Consider the following 15,892-nt stretch of genomic DNA (forward strand, 5'->3'; position numbering starts at 1 on the left):
ACGTGACACCGTACGAGTCGACGCACAAGAAGAAGGACCTCATGTTGCTGGTGCCCCTCTACGAGCACCCCGCCGACCGGCCCGAGGCGTGGGAGCTGCTGATCGCCTCGGCCGGGCGGCTGCATTCGGTGGTGCTCAACCCCGACAGCGGGCCGGGCGAGGCCCCCGACGAACGGTTCGCCGCGGTCGCCGGGCGGTTGCGGGCCGCCGGGGTCCCCGTCCTGGGGTACGCCGACACCGACTACGGGCGGCGCCCGCACGCGGCCGTCGTCCAGGACCTACTGCGCCACCGCGACTGGTACGCCACCGACGGGGCCTTCCTCGACCAGGCGTCGGCCGAGCCGGAACTGCTCCCGCACTACGGGCGGCTCACCGTCGCCGCCCGGGCCGCGGGCGCCGGCACCCTCGTCCTCAACCACGGCGCCCACCCGCACCCCGGGTACGCCGCGCTCGCCGACCTGCTCGTCACCTTCGAGGGCCCCTGGGACGCCTACCGCGACGCGGGCGCCCCGCCGGCGTGGACCGCCGACCACCCCGCACAGCGGTTCTGCCACCTCGTGTACGCCGTCCCGCCGGGCGCACCGGCCGCCGAACTCGCCCTGGAGCGGGGGGCCGCCGTGCACTGCGCGGTCCCCGGCTCCGGCCCGCACCCGTGGGGGACCCTCCCGTACGACCTGGAGGCCACCGCATGAGGCGCCGCGTACTGCCGTGGCTGCTCGTCGGCCCGCTCCTGCTCCTCGCCTCCTGTACGTCGGCGCCCGAACTGCCGGAACCCGACGACCTGTCACCCGACCCGGCGCCGGGCCAGCGCTGGCAGCCCGCGCCGCGGGTGAGCTGGCAGTGGCAGCTGACCGGCACGCTGGACCCGTCCGTGAAGGCGGCGGTGTACGACGTGGACGGCTTCAACACCACCAAGGAGCAGGTGGCCGCCTTGAAGAAGGCGGGCCGCAAGACCATCTGCTACCTCTCCACCGGCGCCTGGGAGGACTTCCGTCCCGACGCCGCCGACTTCCCGAAGGAGCTGCTGGGCGAGGGCAACGGCTGGGAGGGCGAGCGCTGGCTGGACATCCGGCGCTCGGCCGAGCTGGCACCGCTGATGGCCAAGCGGTTCGACATGTGCAAGGAGAAGGGCTTCGACGCGATCGAGCCCGACAACATGGACGGGTACGCCAACTCGTCCGGCTTCCCGCTCACCGCCGCCGATCAACTGGCCTACAACCGGCTGATCGCGAAGCTCGCGCACGACCGGGGGCTGTCGGTCGGGCTCAAGAACGACCTCGACCAGATCCCGCAGCTGGTCGGGGACTTCGAGTTCGCGGTCAACGAGCAGTGCGCGGAGTTCGACGAGTGCGAGCGGTACCGGCCGTTCGTCGCGGCCGGGAAGGCCGTCTTCCACGTCGAGTACGAGGGCCGGCTGCGCGAGTGGTGCCCCACCTCGCAGCGGGAGAAGCTCAGCTCGCTGCAGAAGAAGACCGATCTGGACGCCTGGCGCCGCTGGTGCCCGCCCAGGGGCGAGCCTTAGCGGGTGGCCGCGTACGCCGCGACGCCCTCTGCGGTCGTACCCGCCCAGCCCACGTACCCGTCGGGCCGGACGAGGAACACCCCGTCCCCGTAGGGCGCGTAGGACGGGACGCACACGGTGCGGACGCCGGGCAGTTCCGGAAGGTCCGCCCGCCCTTGCGCGCCGACGGCCAGCAGCGTCCAGTGCGGTCCGCGGAACGCGTCGAAGAGGCGCACGCCGCCGCGCACCCCGTCCGGTGCGCGGTCGCCGGCCCGCAGGGCGGCCTCGGGCAGGCCGGTGCGGGTGTCCACGGAGAGGGAGGAGCCCCGGTAGCCCAGGCCCAGCATCCGCGTGGCCGCCCCGCGCCGGGCCTCCCCCCGGTGGATCCGGGTGGACAGGCCGAGCATGTCGGCGGCCGCGGGCAGCCGTTCCTCCTCGTAGGTGTCGAGCAGGGAGTCGGGGGCCCGCCCGGCCAGCACCGCAGCCAGCTTCCACCCGAGGTTGTACGCGTCCTGGACGCTGGTGTTGAGCCCCTGGCCGCCCGCCGGGGAGTGGACGTGTGCGGCGTCCCCGGCGAGGAAGACGCGGCCCTCGCGGAACCGGTCGGCGAGCGCCGCCCGGGGGCGGAAGTCGGAGGCCCAGCGCACTTCCGTCACGTCCTCGGCGGCGAGGTGGGAGCGGGCGGCCACGACCGCGCGGATGCCGCCGAGGGAGAGGTCGATGTCCGTGCCCTCCGGGAACCGGGCGGTGAGCTGGAAGTCCTCCGTGCCGGCGAGCGGACAGAGCGCGAGGACCCCCGTGTCGTCCGCGGCCGGGAAGACGTGCCAGTTGTCGCGGTCGAGTCCCGTGACGCGGACGTCGGCCACGAGGACCGGGTTCGGGTCGACGCTCTCGCCGGTCATCGCGATGCCGAGCGCGCGGCGCACGGTGGACCGGCCGCCGTCGGCGGCCACGACGTAGCGGGCGCGGACGGGCTCCCCGGAGGCGAAGACGGCGTCCACTCCCTCGGCGTCCTGGTGGAAACCGGCCAGTTCCCGGCCGAAGGCCACCGTGCCGCCGAGTTCGGTGAGCCTGGTGAAGAGGATCTCCTGGGTGCGCCACTGCGGCACCATCCACGGCTCGTGGTAGGGCGAGTCCTCGCGCGGGGTGCCCGGGTCGAACATCGGGAGCTCGCTTTGGCGCCGGCCCTCCCGCCAGATCATCCCGACCGGGTAGGGGCCGCCGGCCGCGTCGATGGCGTCGCCCACGCCGAGGTCGTCGAAGACCTCCCGGGTGCGCGGCTGGATGCCCTTGCCGCGGGAGCCGGGGAAGAGGCCGTGCGCCCGCTCCACGACGAGGGCGTCGACCCCGCGCCGGGCCAGGTCGACGGCGAGCGCGAGACCGGTGGGGCCCGCGCCGACGATCAGGACGTCCGTGTGCGTGCCACCACTCGTGCCGGTGCCTATGCTGCTCATGCCACTTCTCCTTAACGTCGTTAAGTTGCTTTTCAAGAGTTGCCTTAACGGTGTTAAGCTGTCAAGCGTGACGACCCGGAGACCGCCGAGACTGGACAAGAAGCAGGTGGCGGAGACGGCGCTGCGCCTGCTGAACGAGGTGGGCCTGGACGGACTCACCCTGCGGGCCATCGCCAAGGAGCTGAACGTCCAGGCGCCCGCCCTCTACTGGCACTTCAAGGGCAAACAGGAACTGCTGGACGAGATGGCCACCGAGATGTACCGCCGGACGGTCGCGGGGGTGCGGCTCGCCCCGGAGGCCACCTGGCAGGAACGGCTCCTGGCCGTCAACCGGGCGCTGCGCGCGGCGCTGCTCGGCTACCGCGACGGCGCCAAGGTCTTCAGCGGTTCGCGCTTCACCGGCACCGGACACGCTCCCGAGCTGGAGGCGAACCTGCGCGCGCTGGTCGACGCCGGCTTCACGCTGCCCCAAGCGGTCCGCGCCTTCTCGACCGCCTCCTGCTTCACCCTCGGCTTCGTCACCGAGGAACAGGGCGTCGAGCCCGTCCCGGGCGAACGCCGGGAGGGCTACGACGTCACCGAACGCGCGGCCCGCATGTCGGCGTTCCCCCTCGCCGCGGCGGCGGGCGCCGACCTCTTCCAGGACTACGACGAGGGATTCGAGGAAGGCCTGTCGCTCGTCATCGCGGGCGTCGAAGCCCGCTACCGCACACCCTGACGAGCCGTACGCGCCCGCAGCCGGCGGGGGTTACGCGGGCAGGACCGCGTGGACCCGGTAGCCGCCGCCGTAGCGCGGCCCGGCGAAGCAGGAGCCGCCCAGGGCCCCGGCCCGCTCGCGCATCCCCAGCAGGCCGTGGCCGCCGCCCGGGTCGGCCGGGCGGGGAGCGGAGTCCGCCGAGGTGCCCCCGTCGTCCAGCACGGTCACCTCCACCGACGCCCCCACCCGCACCACGCTGACCTCGGCCGTCGCCCCGGGACCCGCGTGCTTGCGCACGTTGGTCAGCGCCTCCTGGATGACCCGGTACGCGGCCAGGTCCACGGCCGCCGGGAGCGGATCCGCCTCCGGGCCCAGCTCGACCATCACCTTCACCGGCAGCCCGGCGTTGCGGAAGGTCTCCGTCAGCTCCGCCAGTACCCCCAGACCCGGCGCGGGCTCCGTCGGCGCCTCCGGATCACCGGACTGCCGCAGCAGCCCGACGGTGGCGCGCAGTTCGTTCAGCGCGGACCGGCTGGCGTCGCGGACGTGGGCCAGCGCCTCCTTGGCCTGGTCGGGGCGCTTGTCCATCACGTGCGCCGCCACCCCCGCCTGCACGTTGACCAGGGCGATGTGGTGCGCGACCACGTCGTGCAGGTCCCGTGCGATGCGCAGCCGCTCCTCGGCGACCCGGCGCCGGGCCTCCTCCTCCCGGGTGCGTTCGGCGCGTTCGGCCCGCTCCCGGATGGCGTCGATGAAGGCCCGGCGGCTGCGCACCGCGTCCCCGGCGGCCGCCGCCATGCCGGTCCAGGCGAAGACGCCGATGTTCTCCTGCGAGTACCAGGGCAGCGGCCCGGCCAGCATGGCCACGCCCGTCAGCCCCGCCATGGTGAGCAGGCCGACCTTCCAGGTGGTGGGCCGGTCGGTGCGGGCGGCCAGCGTGTACAGCGCGATCACCGCGCTCATCACGACGGGCGTCCGGGGTTCCCCGGTCGCCAGCTCCAGCAGCGACAGGGCGATGGTCGCGGCGAGCACCGCGCGCGGCCGGCGCCGCCGGAACACCAGGGCCGCGGCGCCCAGCAGCATCAGCAGCAGCGAGAAGGGCTCGGGGGCGCGGGTGCCGAAGGTCGGGCCGTGCGGCCCGTGGGGAGTGGCGAACGAGCCGACCACCATGGCGACGAGCGCACCGAGCGCGAGTACGGCGTCGGTGGCCAGCGGATGGAGCCGCAGCCACTGCTGGACCGCGCAGAAGGGCTCCTGCCGGGTGGGGTCTGTCGTCACGGGAAGCTACGGTACGGCCTCTCCCGCGGTCCGGGTCAGTCGCTGCGCGCGGGCGGCGCAGGCGCGGACGGCGGCCGGCGGCCCAGCGGTATCCGGGAGCGCGGCGGCCCCCACTTCGCGCGGACCACGCACACCGCCATGACGGCGGCGATGGCGGCGAGGTGCTCCTTGCCCGCCAGGTTGTCCTTGATCAGCACCTCGCCGGTCATGACGGCGATCACCAGGGCCCCGGTGAGGTACGCCCGGTAGCGCCAGCACACGAAGATGGCGAGCCCCACCACGGCCGCCGACGGCCCGGTGTCGTTGACGACGCGGTCGGACACCGGCAGGCCGAAGGGGTGCTCAGGGCCCAGAGAGAGCCCGATCCGGGCATAGGTCGTCCCGGCGAGCGTGGCCACGTAGCCGATCAGCAGGGTGCGCCACCAGCCGATGCAGATCTCGGAGATGCCGAAGACCAGCAGGATCTGGCCGAGCGCCCCCCACACCGGCAGGTCGAGTGCCGGTACGAACAGCGAGAGCGGGGTCCGCAGGAGCGCCAGCCAGAGTGGGTCGGCGGCCTTGACGGAGCCGAGGTCCTGCACCGGCTGGAAACCCCAGTGGGTGTTCTGGACGATCTGGAACAGCGAGGTCAGGGCGACCGCGCCGATGGTCATCGGGATCGCACGCCACTTCTCGCGGACGAGCGCGTCCCGGATCGTCCGGAACAGGGGCCCCCACTCGCGGCGGGCGAACCGCCGCGGTGAGGGGTTCGACCACGCTGTCAACGACGCGTCTCCAGATGTCTGCGGTGCAGCCACTTCGGCAGGCCGGGTGCCTCCAGGAAGCCCTCGGCCCGGCCCGCCGCGATACCGATCCGCAGCAGGTCGGAACTCTTCTCGAAGAGCATGAACCGCGGTTCCCAGATCGGCCGGTATTTGGCGTTGGCCCGGTAGAGGGACTCGATCTGCCACCAACGGGAGAAGAAGCTCAGCAGCGAGCGCCACATGCGCAGCACCGGACCCGCGCCGAGCTTGGACCCCCGTTCGAAGACGGAACGGAACATCGCGAAGTTCAGTGAGACCTGTGTGACGCCGATCTCCTTTGAGCGCTCCAGCAGTTCGATGACCATGAATTCCATCAGACCGTTCTCGGAGTCCCGGTCCCGGCGCATCAGGTCGAGCGACAGGCCCTTGGGGCCCCACGGCACGAAGGACAGCACGGCGCGCAGCTCGCCCTGCCCGTCGAAGCACTCCAGCATCACGCACTGGCCGTCGTCCGGATCGCCCAGCCGGCCCAGCGCCATCGAGAAGCCGCGCTCGGTCGCGCCGTCGCGCCAGTCGTCGGCCCGCTTGAGGAGGTTGTCCATCTCGTCCGCCGGCACGTCGGCGTGACGCCGGATGCGGACGGTGTACCCGGCGCGCTTGACGCGGTTGAAGGCCTGCCGGACGGTCCGCATGGCGCGGCCCTCCAGGGTGAACTCGTCCGTCTCGACGATGGCCTCGTCACCGAGCTCCAGCGCGTCCAGGCCGTGCCGCGCGTAGATCTGCCCGGCCTCCTCGCTGGCGCCCATCACGGCCGGGATCCAGCCGTGCTCGCGGGCCTCGGCCAGCCAGGGCTCGATGGCGCCGGGCCAGGCCTCCGGGTCGCCGATCGGGTCGCCGGAGGCCAGCGAGACACCGCCGACGACGCGGTAGGTGACGGCGGCCTTGCCGGTGGGGGACCAGATGACGGACTTCTCCCGGCGCAGCGCGAAGTAGCCCAGCGAGTCGCGGTCGCCCTGCTTGGCGAGCAGCGCCCGCAGCCGCTCCTCGTCCTCGGGGGTCAGCGGGTCGACGGCGCGGCGCGCGCGGAACGCCGCGAACAGCACGGCGAGCAGCAGCATCATCGACATGACGTTGATGGAGACGTCCACCCAGCTGGGGGTGGCGATACCGTCGTAGGCCCGGTCGTTGGGCTCCAGCGTGACCAGCCGCATCACGCCGTACCGCCAGCGGGCCAGGAACGTCGCCTGGGCCCGGTCGGGGTCGGTGTTGGTGGCGCCGACCAGCAGGGCGGCGACGAGCGAGGTCACCAGCAGGCCGACGGCGCCGACGACGGTGGCGAGCTTGGGGTTGGACCGGTCGCCCTTGGCGTAGAACTCGTGCCGGCCGAGCACCAGGGCGCCGACGAAGGCGGCGGTCAGGATCAGCGACACCCAGTTCTGGGCGTGGTCGCGGAACTCGGGGTAGCAGAAGTTGAACTCCCCGCCCGTGCACGGGGCGAAGGCGGCGGTGGCGAAGGCGAACAGCAGCATCCCGCTGATCACCAGGTTCAGGATCCAGGCGGCCCGCTTGCGGCGGCGCATGGTGACCGCGAGGATCAGCGAGAACAGCCCGGACGCGAACCCGGCCGTGAGCAGGTACGGGGTGTAGAAGTCGGCGGTGTTGTGCCGGCGCAGGTCCTGGCCGAGCGAAAGCCACACCGCGCTGAGGAAGTTCACGAAGGTGACGGCACGCAGGTACCAGACGGCGAACGCGGCCCCGCGCCGCGATCGTCCGGTCCCCCTGCGGCCGGCCGCCTTGTCGGCGCCCTCACCGCCGGGTTCTTTCCTGCCGTTGGCTGCCGTCGTGGTTTCTACGCTGGTCAAGCGGACCTCTCCCATGGAATGCGATGTTATGGGGCGTCACCGTCCACGGGCGGTTCGAGCACCCCGGACTGCTCAGGCCCGTGGCGCCCGTCGACTCAGTCCTTCGGTTCCTCCGCCGCCCGCTCGGGCAGGTCCGCCGCGAGTGCGGCGGCCGCTTGGACGAGGGGGAGGGCCAGCAGGGCCCCGGTTCCTTCCCCCACTGTGACGCCGTGGTCGAGCACGGGGTTGAGCGCCATCCGGTCCAGGGCTTTGGCCTGGCCCGGCTCCCCGCTGGCCTGGCCGGCCAGCCACCAGTCCGGCGCCCGGAACGCGGCCCGCTGGGCCACCAGCCCGCAGGCCGCCGACACGATGCCGTCGAGGATGACCGGCGTACGGCGTACCGCGCACTGGAGCAGGAACCCGGTGACGGCGGCGACGTCCGCGCCGCCGACCTTGGCCAGCAGGGCCACCTGGTCGCCCAGCACGGGCCGGGCCCGGCGCAGCGCGTCGCGGATCGCCGCGCACTTGCGCATCCAGGCCAGGTCGTCGATGGGGACCCCGCCGCGGCCCGTCACCACGGAGGCGTCCGTGCCGCACAGGGCCGCGATCAGCGTCGCGGCCACCGTGGTGCCGCCCACGCTGAGGTCGCCGAGCACGACGAGGTCGGTCCCCGCGTCGGCTTCCTCATCGGCGACGCGCATCCCGAGCCGGAGCGCGGCCTCGGCCTCCTCGGGCGTCAGGGCGTCCTCCACGTCGATGCGGCCGCTGCCGCGCCGGACGCGGTGGCGGGTGACGTCCGCCGGAAGCAGTGCGGGGTCGCAGTCCAGTCCCGCGTCGACGACGCGGACACCGGCACCGAACCGGCCGGCCAGGACGGAGACCGGGCTGGTCCCGTCGAGCACCGCGCGCACCAGTTCGTGGGCGGAGCCGGCGGCCCGGCCGGAGACGCCGGCGGCGGCGATCCCGTGGTCGGCGGCGAACAGCACGACGCGCGGCCGCTCGATCGCCCGGACCGGCACCCGCCCCTGTGCGGCGGCCAGCCACTCGCCGAGCTCGTCGAGCCGGCCCAGCGCGCCGGGCGGCACGGCCAGCCGTTCGCGGCGATCCTCGGCATCACGACGGACGCCCCCGTCGGGGCGCTCGATCAGATCGGAGAACTCGTCGAGATTCAGCGTGGTCATCTGCCAGAGAGTACAGGCGGTGAAGCCCTCCCTCAGGCCCTGTCCCGCAAGCCGTCGCCGGCCTCCCGCGGCCCCGCCGCGGTGTCAGGGCTTCAAGATCAGCACCTGGCCGGCCGCGACCAGCAGCACGTGCTCGCACTCGGCCGCCACCGCGTTGTTCAGCCGGCCCAGCTCGTCACGGAAGCGCCGCCCCGACGCGGTCGCGGGAACCACGCCCGCACCCACCTCGTTGCTGACGAACACCACCGGCCGACGGGTCGTGCGCACGGCCTCCACCAGCGCGCCGGTCCGCTTGCGCAGCTCGGTCAGGCCGCCCGCCGCCCACACCGAGTCGTCCCACGCGCCCGCCCGGTCCATCGCGTCCGTCAGCCACAGCGCCAGACAGTCCACCAGCAGCGGCGGCCCGTCCCCGTCCGCCAGCAGCGGCACCAGCTCGCACGTCTCCACCGTCCGCCAGCTCGCCGGACGCCGCTCCCGGTGCAGGCCGACCCGCTGCGCCCACTCCGCGTCACCGTCCCGGGAACCGCCCGTGGCGACGTAGACCACCCCGGGGAACGGCGCCAGCCGCCGCTCGGCCTCGTACGACTTCCCCGAGCGGGCCCCGCCCAGCACCAGCGTCCGCCGCGGCACCTGCGGCAGCGCGCGGTACTCGCCGGCCACCACCGTGGTGCCGTCCGCCACCGTCCGCGCCCCGACGGCCGCACACCGGCGCTCCAGCTCCCGGCCCGGCGGGGTGTCGTGGTCCAGGTGCACGGCGATCACATCGGTGGCCGGGCCGACCGCCCCGCTCGCCCGCAGCCGGGCCAGCGCCTCCGGGCGGCCGAGCACGTCCGCGAGGACCACGTCGTACGGGAGTTGCCCGCCCGAGGCGGGGCCCAGGCCCGCCGGCGCCCCGCCCGGCGGCAGGTACAGCAGCCGGCCCCCGTCCGGCGCGGTGACCTCGTACCCCGTGCCCGGGGCGTCCATCGGCACGGCCCGCACCCGGTGCCCGCTGATCACGGCCAGCTCCCGGCCGTCCGGCACCCGGCCGGCGGCGGGCAGCCCGGGCGGCAGCTCCACTGCCGGGCCGTCGTGCGGGTGGGTGAGCAGCACCTGCCGCACGCCCGAGAGGGAATGCCCCGCACGGGCGCCGGCCAGCACCGCCCCCGGGGTCAGGTCCAGCAGCAGCGCGCCGTCCACCAGAACGGCGGTCGCGGCGCGGGCCGCCGGGCCGACGGCCAGGGCGCAGGCGGCGCAGGGACAGCCGGGGCGGGGCAGTCCTTCGGGTGTACCGGTACCGAGGAGAGTGAGTTCCACGGGATGATCCTCCCGCGTCGCCGGGACTGCTGCGCGCCCGGCTACTCTGCGGGCAGACTCAAGGGGAGTACGCGCGCGAGCGACAGACGAGCGGCGGACGAGCAACGGAGGCGGACATGGCGTGGACGTGGCGGTTCGAGGCGGCCGACGGCGGCGAGACCAACCCGTCGGTGGAGCCTGAGGAGTTCACCACGCAGGGGGACGCGGAGTCCTGGATCGGGGAGTACTGGAAGGACCTGCTGGAGGGCGGCGTCGAGCGGGTCAAGCTGGCCGACGACAGCGGCGCGGAGCTGTACACGATGAGCCTGCGCGAGGCGCTGGACGCGTGAGCGCCTGACGCGGCGGCGGTGTGCGGGGTCAGCCCCGTACACCGCACAGGTGCAGCAGCGCCGCCACCCCGCGGTAGGGGTCGGTGCGTCCGCCCCGCTCCTCGGCGGCCAGCAGCCGCTCCAGCTCCCCGTCCTGCGGCAGGCTCTCGCCGGCCTCGGTCCCGTCGGTGAAGACGCGGACGCCGTACCAGGTCTGGAGCGGGGCGCCGATCCCGGACAGGGTCGCGGTCAGATCGGCCAGCCGGTCGGCCCGTACCTCGAGGCCGAGCCGGTTCGTGTAGTCCACGGTGTCGAAGGCGGCCAGCGCGGCCGTCCAGTCCCCGTCCAGCCCGGGCCGCATGGCGAGGGCGTCGCCGTTGCGCACCAGCAGGGACAGCAGTCCGCCGGGAGCCAGCATGCGCGCCAGCCCGGCGAGCATCGCGTCCGGTTCGGGTACGTACATCAGCACGCCGTGGCACAGCACCACGTCGAAGCTGCCGGGACCGAAGTGGGCTCCCGTCTCGCGGCCGTCGCCCTCCAGCAGCCGGACCCGGTCCTGGATCCCGGGGGGCTCGGCGGCCAGCGCGGCGTGCGCGACCGCCAGCATGTCCGGGTCCTGCTCCAGGCCGGTGACCATGTGCCCGGCCCGGGCCAGGCGCAGCGCCTGGGTGCCCTGGCCCATGCCGACGTCGAGCACGCGCAGCCGCTGCCCGACGGGGAAGCGGTGCACGATCTGCTCGTCGACCTGTCGGCCCACGAGTTCCTGACGGACGGCGTTGCGCAGCCCGCCCAGGCCCTCCAGCCACAGCCGGGCGCCCCCGGCGAAACCCTGTTTCCCCTCCCCTGACGCCCCGGAGCGGGGCGTCGCTCGGCTCAGGGCCGTTCCCCGCGCTTGACCTGCGGCTTCGGAAGGCGCAGGCGGCGCATCTGGAGGGTGCGCATCAGGCCGTAGGCGGCGGCGCCGCGCTTCGGCTCGTCCGGGAAGCGCGTGTTCAGGGCCTTGCGCAGGCGGATGAACAGGCCGATGGAGTCGAGGATGATCAGGACGATCACGCCGAGCCACAGCAGCAGCGCGATGTTCTGGATCGAGGGGATCCGGACCATGCTCAGCACCAGGATGATCACCGCGAGCGGCAAGAACATCTCGGCGACCGAGTAGCGCGAGTCCACGTAGTCGCGGACGAACTTGCGGACCGGGCCCTTGTCGCGGGCGGGCAGGTAGCGCTCGTCGCCATTGGCCAGCGCCTCGCGCTGCTTGGACAGCTCTACGCGGCGGCGCTCACGGGCGCGCTTGGCATCCTCCTTGCGGTTGCCGGTCGAGGCCACCACTGCCTTGCGCTGCGACTGGGCCACAGCACGCTTCGGCGTCGGGCGGCCCTTCGGGGCCTGGGGGTTACGGGGCTGCGAAAGGCCGGCGCTCACCTTTTCGGTGGCGGCGTCCTTTTCTTCCTTGGAGGAACGGCTACCAAACACAAAACCCAAGCCTACGTGCTCGTGCGCCCCCGCCCCACCTCGGCGGGGAACGATCCGGCAACGGCGGGCGTCTTCCCTGTGCAGGGTTCTTACGGCGGGTGCGCCTGCCGCTTCTCCTGGGACCACCTACTCCTTGCGCCCGATACGGCGGGGGAAACAGTCGTCCTGGAGGAGGAGCGCATCCGCACAGGAACAGTGCGGTAATAGAGACAGGGCCCGTACTGTGGGTCCTGTTGGCGGCCGTCTCGGGAGACCGGGCACCGCCATGGCTGTGACCTGGAGCGAAGTCCGTCTAGAAGGGGGCGCGCGAAGCCCATGAGCGGTGTCATGAAGCGTATGGGGATGATCTTCCGCGCGAAGGCGAACAAGGCCCTTGACCGGGCCGAGGACCCGCGCGAAACCCTCGACTACTCGTACCAGAAGCAGCTGGAACTGCTGCAGAAGGTGCGCCGGGGAGTCGCCGACGTGGCGACCTCCCGCAAGCGGCTGGAACTGCAGCTGAACCAGCTCCAGGGCCAGTCCGCCAAGCTGGAGGACCAGGGCCGCAAGGCGCTCGCCCTCGGCCGCGAGGACCTGGCCCGCGAGGCCCTGGCCCGGCGCGCCTCCCTCCAGCAGCAGGTCAGCGACCTCGAGGTGCAGCACCAGACCCTCCAGGGCGAGGAGGAGAAGCTGACGCTGGCCGCCCAGCGCCTGCAGGCCAAGGTGGACGCCTTCCGGACGAAGAAGGAGACCATCAAGGCCACCTACACCGCGGCCCAGGCGCAGACCCGGATCGCCGAGTCCTTCTCCGGCATCTCGGAGGAGATGAGCGACGTCGGCCTCGCCATCCAGCGTGCCGAGGACAAGACCGCCCAGCTCCAGGCGAGGGCCGGCGCGATCGACGAGCTGCTGGCCTCCGGCGCCCTGGACGACCAGAGCGGTCTCGGCTCCAGGGACGACATCCAGGCCGAGCTCGACCGCCTCTCCGGCGGCACCGACGTGGAACTGGAACTCCAGCGGATGAAGGCCGAGCTGGCGGGCGGCCCGTCCGCCCAGCAGCAGGCCATCGAGGGCGGCGCCCCGGGAACCGGCCAGCCGTCGCAGACCCAGCACCGGTTCGACAAGCAGTAGGACGGGGCCCGTCATGATTGTCCGCATCATGGGGGAAGGCCAGGTGGAGCTGGCCGACAGCCACTTCGCCGAACTCAACACGCTGGACGACGAACTCCTCGCGGAGATGGAGTCCGGGGACGAGCAGGGCTTCCGCAACACGCTCTGCGCCCTGCTCGACGCGGTCCGGCGCCTCGGCGAGCCGCTGCCGGACGATGCGCTGGAGCCGTCGGAACTCATCCTGCCCGCCCCGGACGCGACGCTGGACGAGGTCCGGGAGATGCTCAGCGACGACGGCCTGATCCCCAGCTGACCGGCGCGCACCAGCAGGGTCCGCCGCTCAGTGCGGCGGGCCCTTGCGCATGGAGATCCGCTGCGGGTCCGGGGCGCCGCCGATGAACTCCTCGAACTTGCGGCGCGGCGCGGCCCAGCGCCGGTCGTGGTGGAAGGCCCGCAGCCCGGCCCTGGCGCGGGCCCGCGGGCGCTTGGCGTAGAACCGCTTCGCGTACGGGGAACCGGGCCGGGCCAGCCGGATCGCGCCGATCAGCGCGACGAAGGGCACGACCGTCCCGAACAGCGCGGTGCGCGGCTTGCCTTTCCAGAGGGCGACCAGCGCCAGGAAGAAGTTCCCGGCCATGTTCAGGACCACCAGGCCCCGGCTCTGCCGCTCCCCGGGACTGAGGTCGTTCACCCCGAAGGGCAGGAACCCGCCCAGCACCAGCGCCACCAGCGCGGCCGTCAGGACCACGATCTCGACGCTCTTGCGTCCCTGCTCGCTCCAGTAGACGTCGTCGAGGTGCAGGATCAGCGCGAACTCGTCCAGTACCAGGCCCGCGCCCAGCCCGAAGAGCACGGCCGAGGCCAGCGCGCCGAAACCGCCCCGGCCGCTGGCGATCGAGCCGAACCCGCCGATGATCACCAGGATCACCCCGGGCACCACGTGGTGGATGTGCAGGCCGCCCGGGGAGACGTTGCGGAACGGTCCCTTGCCGGCCCGGATCAGCCGGGTGATCACGCGGGTGACCAGGAACGACAGCACGAACGACAGCAGGGCGAGCAGCAGCGGCAGCTTGCCCGGTTCGATGATGTTCCGATACCACCAGTGACCCATACCCGCCGGCTCCTTCCCCTGGCACCTCCCGGTTTAGCAGGTATTGGGCAATTTACCGGCCGCCGTGAGCGGGTAGCGTTCGCGCCGATGACAGATTCGTACGAAGATCCGCCGACCGCCCCGCCCGCGGAGCGCGCCCCGTTCACCGACGGGCTCCGCTTCGCGTTCGGCACGCTCACCGTGCTGCCCGCCCGCATCACCCGCTGGGACCGGCCGGCCGCCCGCACCGGGATGGCGTGCGCCCCGCTCGCCGGCCTCGTCGTGGGCGCGCTCGCGGCGGCGGCCGGAGCACTCCTGCTGCTCCTCGGCGGCGGCCCGCTGCTGGCCGCGGCCGTCACCGTCGCCGTCCCGGCCGCGCTGACCCGCGGGTTGCACCTCGACGGGCTGGCCGACACCGCCGACGGGCTGGGCAGCGCGAAGCCGGCCGAGGACGCGCTGCGGATCATGAAGCAGTCCGACATCGGCCCCTTCGGCGTGATCTCCCTGCTCTTCGTGCTGCTGATCCAGGTGGCCGCCCTGGCCGACGCCTACGCGGACGGCTGGGGCCGGGGGGCCCTCGCCGCGGTGACAGCCGCCGTCGCCGCCCGGCTCTCGATGACCCTGGCCGCGCGCGACGGCGTCCCCGCCGCCCGGCCCGGCGGCCTGGGCGCGGCCGTCGCGGGCGTGCTCCCGCGCCGCTCGGCCACCGCCGTCGCCGTCCTCGCCACGGCGGCGGCAGCCGCCGCGGCCCTCCCGCTGGGCCTGCCCGCGGCCGCCCGGCACGCCGCCGCGGTACTCCTCGCGCTGGGCGCCGCCGAACTCCTGCTGCGCCGCTGCGTGCACCGCTTCGACGGGGTCACCGGGGACGTCTTCGGAGCCCTCTGCGAGACCGCGGCGACCGTGACGCTGCTGACCCTCGCCCTGGGATAGGCCTGTCCGCCCCGCGCGACGGGTGCCGGGCCCTGCCGCTGCTCGACGTCAGCCGGGTCTGCCGGCGCGCCGAGGCGTCGCGGCGGCCGCGGCACTCGAACCGGCCGCCTCGCAGTCCATCCCGAACGGGGTGTCGATCCAGGTCCGGGGCCCGACGGATCAGGGTCGGATAGCCCCTCCCCCCGCCGGCCGCCCGCGGGGCGCGACCGCCGGCCGAAGCCGCGGCCCGGGCGCCGCCGGCCCCTGCCCGGGCGCGGGCCGGTGGGGGACGCGCCGTACGCTCGGGGCGTGGAAGAGACGCCGACGCCCATCAGGGTGCTGCTCGCCGACGACCAGGCGCTGCTGCGCAGCGCGTTCAAGGTGCTGGTCGACTCCGAGCCCGACATGCACGTCGTGGGCGAGGCCTCGGACGGCGCCCAGGCCTACGCCCTGGCCCGCGAACACCGGGCCGACGTCGTCCTCATGGACATCCGCATGCCGGGCACCGACGGCCTCGCCGGCACCCGCATGATCACCGCCGACCCGGCACTCGCCGCGGTCCGGGTCGTCATGCTGACCACCTTCGAGGTCGACGAGTACGTGGTCCAGGCCCTGCGGGCGGGCGCCTCCGGCTTCCTCGGCAAGGGCGCCGAGCCCGAAGAGCTGCTCACCGCCATCCGGGTCGCCGCCGCCGGCGAGGCGCTGCTCTCCCCGGCCGCCACCAAGGGGCTGATCGCCACCTTCCTCGCCCAGGGCGCCCCGGCCGACGCCCCTGCCCCCGGCTCCGCGCACGCGGAACGGCTCGCCGCGCTGACCGGCCGCGAGCGCGAGGTACTCGTACTCGTCGCGGCCGGCCTCTCCAACGACGGCATCGCCGGCCGCCTGGAAGTCAGCCCGCTCACCGTCAAGACGCACGTCAACCGGGCCATGGCCAAGCTCGGCGCCCGCGACCGGGCCCAACTGGTCGTCATCGCCTACGAATCGGGCCTGGTCCGGCCCCGCGCGGACTGAGCGCGGCGGGCCGCGCAGTAG

Annotated in this window: 17 protein-coding genes; 8 read left to right on the forward strand and 9 right to left on the reverse strand. The window is 73.7% G+C overall.

Features of this window, described 5'->3' with window-relative positions:
• The first annotated feature begins 41 nt into the window (after window positions 1-41).
• Complete coding sequence (locus ACWGH1_RS19015) at window positions 42-692, forward strand: spherulation-specific family 4 protein (protein WP_453408848.1); 651 nt, start codon at window positions 42-44, stop codon at window positions 690-692.
• Entirely contained in the window at window positions 689-1,522 is an 834-nt protein-coding gene (locus ACWGH1_RS19020; protein WP_453352190.1) for an endo alpha-1,4 polygalactosaminidase, read from the forward strand. The genes ACWGH1_RS19015 and ACWGH1_RS19020 overlap by 4 nt, the downstream gene beginning before the upstream one ends.
• Here ACWGH1_RS19020 and ACWGH1_RS19025 read toward each other — a convergent pair.
• Complete coding sequence (locus tag ACWGH1_RS19025) at window positions 1,519-2,955, reverse strand: FAD-dependent oxidoreductase (RefSeq protein ID WP_453352191.1); 1,437 nt, start codon at window positions 2,953-2,955, stop codon at window positions 1,519-1,521. The two genes, ACWGH1_RS19020 and ACWGH1_RS19025, sit on opposite strands and share 4 nt — an antisense overlap.
• 67 nt (window positions 2,956-3,022) lie before the next feature.
• Between ACWGH1_RS19025 and ACWGH1_RS19030 the strand changes: the two genes are divergently transcribed.
• Window positions 3,023-3,673 (forward strand): TetR/AcrR family transcriptional regulator C-terminal domain-containing protein, encoded by a 651-nt coding sequence (locus ACWGH1_RS19030; protein ID WP_453352192.1) that lies wholly within the window; start codon window positions 3,023-3,025, stop codon window positions 3,671-3,673.
• Between the two features lie 30 nt (window positions 3,674-3,703).
• Here ACWGH1_RS19030 and ACWGH1_RS19035 read toward each other — a convergent pair whose 3' ends face one another.
• From ACWGH1_RS19035 to ACWGH1_RS19055, 5 genes are all read right to left on the reverse strand, one after another.
• Window positions 3,704-4,930: a sensor histidine kinase gene (locus ACWGH1_RS19035; protein WP_453352193.1), complete on the reverse strand. Its 1,227-nt coding sequence runs from the start codon at window positions 4,928-4,930 to the stop codon at window positions 3,704-3,706.
• A 35-nt stretch (window positions 4,931-4,965) separates the two neighbouring features.
• Window positions 4,966-5,694 (reverse strand): hypothetical protein, encoded by a 729-nt coding sequence (locus ACWGH1_RS19040; protein WP_453352194.1) that lies wholly within the window; start codon window positions 5,692-5,694, stop codon window positions 4,966-4,968.
• Window positions 5,691-7,550 carry a phosphatidylglycerol lysyltransferase domain-containing protein gene (locus tag ACWGH1_RS19045; protein WP_453352195.1) on the reverse strand — a complete coding sequence of 620 codons (1,860 nt, stop codon included), beginning with the start codon at window positions 7,548-7,550 and terminating at the stop codon, window positions 5,691-5,693. Before ACWGH1_RS19045 ends, ACWGH1_RS19040 begins: the two co-directional genes overlap by 4 nt.
• 80 nt (window positions 7,551-7,630) lie before the next feature.
• Window positions 7,631-8,686, reverse strand: coding sequence for a nicotinate-nucleotide--dimethylbenzimidazole phosphoribosyltransferase (cobT, locus tag ACWGH1_RS19050; protein WP_453352205.1), 1,056 nt, complete (start codon window positions 8,684-8,686; stop codon window positions 7,631-7,633).
• 93 nt (window positions 8,687-8,779) lie between these two features.
• Window positions 8,780-9,991: a bifunctional adenosylcobinamide kinase/adenosylcobinamide-phosphate guanylyltransferase gene (locus ACWGH1_RS19055; RefSeq protein WP_453352196.1), complete on the reverse strand. Its 1,212-nt coding sequence runs from the start codon at window positions 9,989-9,991 to the stop codon at window positions 8,780-8,782.
• 116 nt (window positions 9,992-10,107) lie between these two features.
• Between ACWGH1_RS19055 and ACWGH1_RS19060 the strand changes: the two genes are divergently transcribed.
• Window positions 10,108-10,320: a hypothetical protein gene (locus ACWGH1_RS19060; protein WP_453352197.1), complete on the forward strand. Its 213-nt coding sequence runs from the start codon at window positions 10,108-10,110 to the stop codon at window positions 10,318-10,320.
• Window positions 10,321-10,348: 28 nt separating this feature from the next.
• On the opposite strand, the gene ACWGH1_RS19065 is transcribed toward ACWGH1_RS19060, so the two are convergent.
• Window positions 10,349-11,056, reverse strand: a complete 708-nt coding sequence (locus tag ACWGH1_RS19065; protein ID WP_453352198.1) for a class I SAM-dependent methyltransferase — start codon at window positions 11,054-11,056, stop codon at window positions 10,349-10,351.
• Window positions 11,057-11,172: 116 nt separating this feature from the next.
• Entirely contained in the window at window positions 11,173-11,826 is a 654-nt protein-coding gene (locus ACWGH1_RS19070; protein ID WP_453352206.1) for a DUF3043 domain-containing protein, read from the reverse strand.
• Window positions 11,827-12,087: 261 nt separating this feature from the next.
• Between ACWGH1_RS19070 and ACWGH1_RS19075 the strand changes: the two genes are divergently transcribed.
• Window positions 12,088-12,882, forward strand: coding sequence for a PspA/IM30 family protein (locus ACWGH1_RS19075; RefSeq protein ID WP_453352199.1), 795 nt, complete (start codon window positions 12,088-12,090; stop codon window positions 12,880-12,882).
• Between the two features lie 13 nt (window positions 12,883-12,895).
• Window positions 12,896-13,174: a PspA-associated protein PspAA gene (pspAA, locus tag ACWGH1_RS19080; RefSeq protein WP_453352200.1), complete on the forward strand. Its 279-nt coding sequence runs from the start codon at window positions 12,896-12,898 to the stop codon at window positions 13,172-13,174.
• Window positions 13,175-13,201: 27 nt separating this feature from the next.
• On the opposite strand, the gene ACWGH1_RS19085 is transcribed toward pspAA, so the two are convergent.
• Entirely contained in the window at window positions 13,202-13,972 is a 771-nt protein-coding gene (locus tag ACWGH1_RS19085) for a hypothetical protein (RefSeq protein WP_453352201.1), read from the reverse strand.
• An 87-nt stretch (window positions 13,973-14,059) separates the two neighbouring features.
• Here ACWGH1_RS19085 and ACWGH1_RS19090 point away from each other — a divergent pair, with 87 nt between their 5' ends.
• Together ACWGH1_RS19090 and ACWGH1_RS19095 are read left to right on the forward strand one after the other, a co-directional pair.
• Window positions 14,060-14,881 (forward strand): adenosylcobinamide-GDP ribazoletransferase, encoded by an 822-nt coding sequence (locus ACWGH1_RS19090; protein WP_453352202.1) that lies wholly within the window; start codon window positions 14,060-14,062, stop codon window positions 14,879-14,881.
• Between the two features lie 288 nt (window positions 14,882-15,169).
• Window positions 15,170-15,871 carry a response regulator gene (locus tag ACWGH1_RS19095; protein WP_453352203.1) on the forward strand — a complete coding sequence of 234 codons (702 nt, stop codon included), beginning with the start codon at window positions 15,170-15,172 and terminating at the stop codon, window positions 15,869-15,871.
• Window positions 15,872-15,892: the final 21 nt, after the last annotated feature.

It is taken from the genome of Streptomyces sp. NPDC054883 (assembly GCF_053610645.1).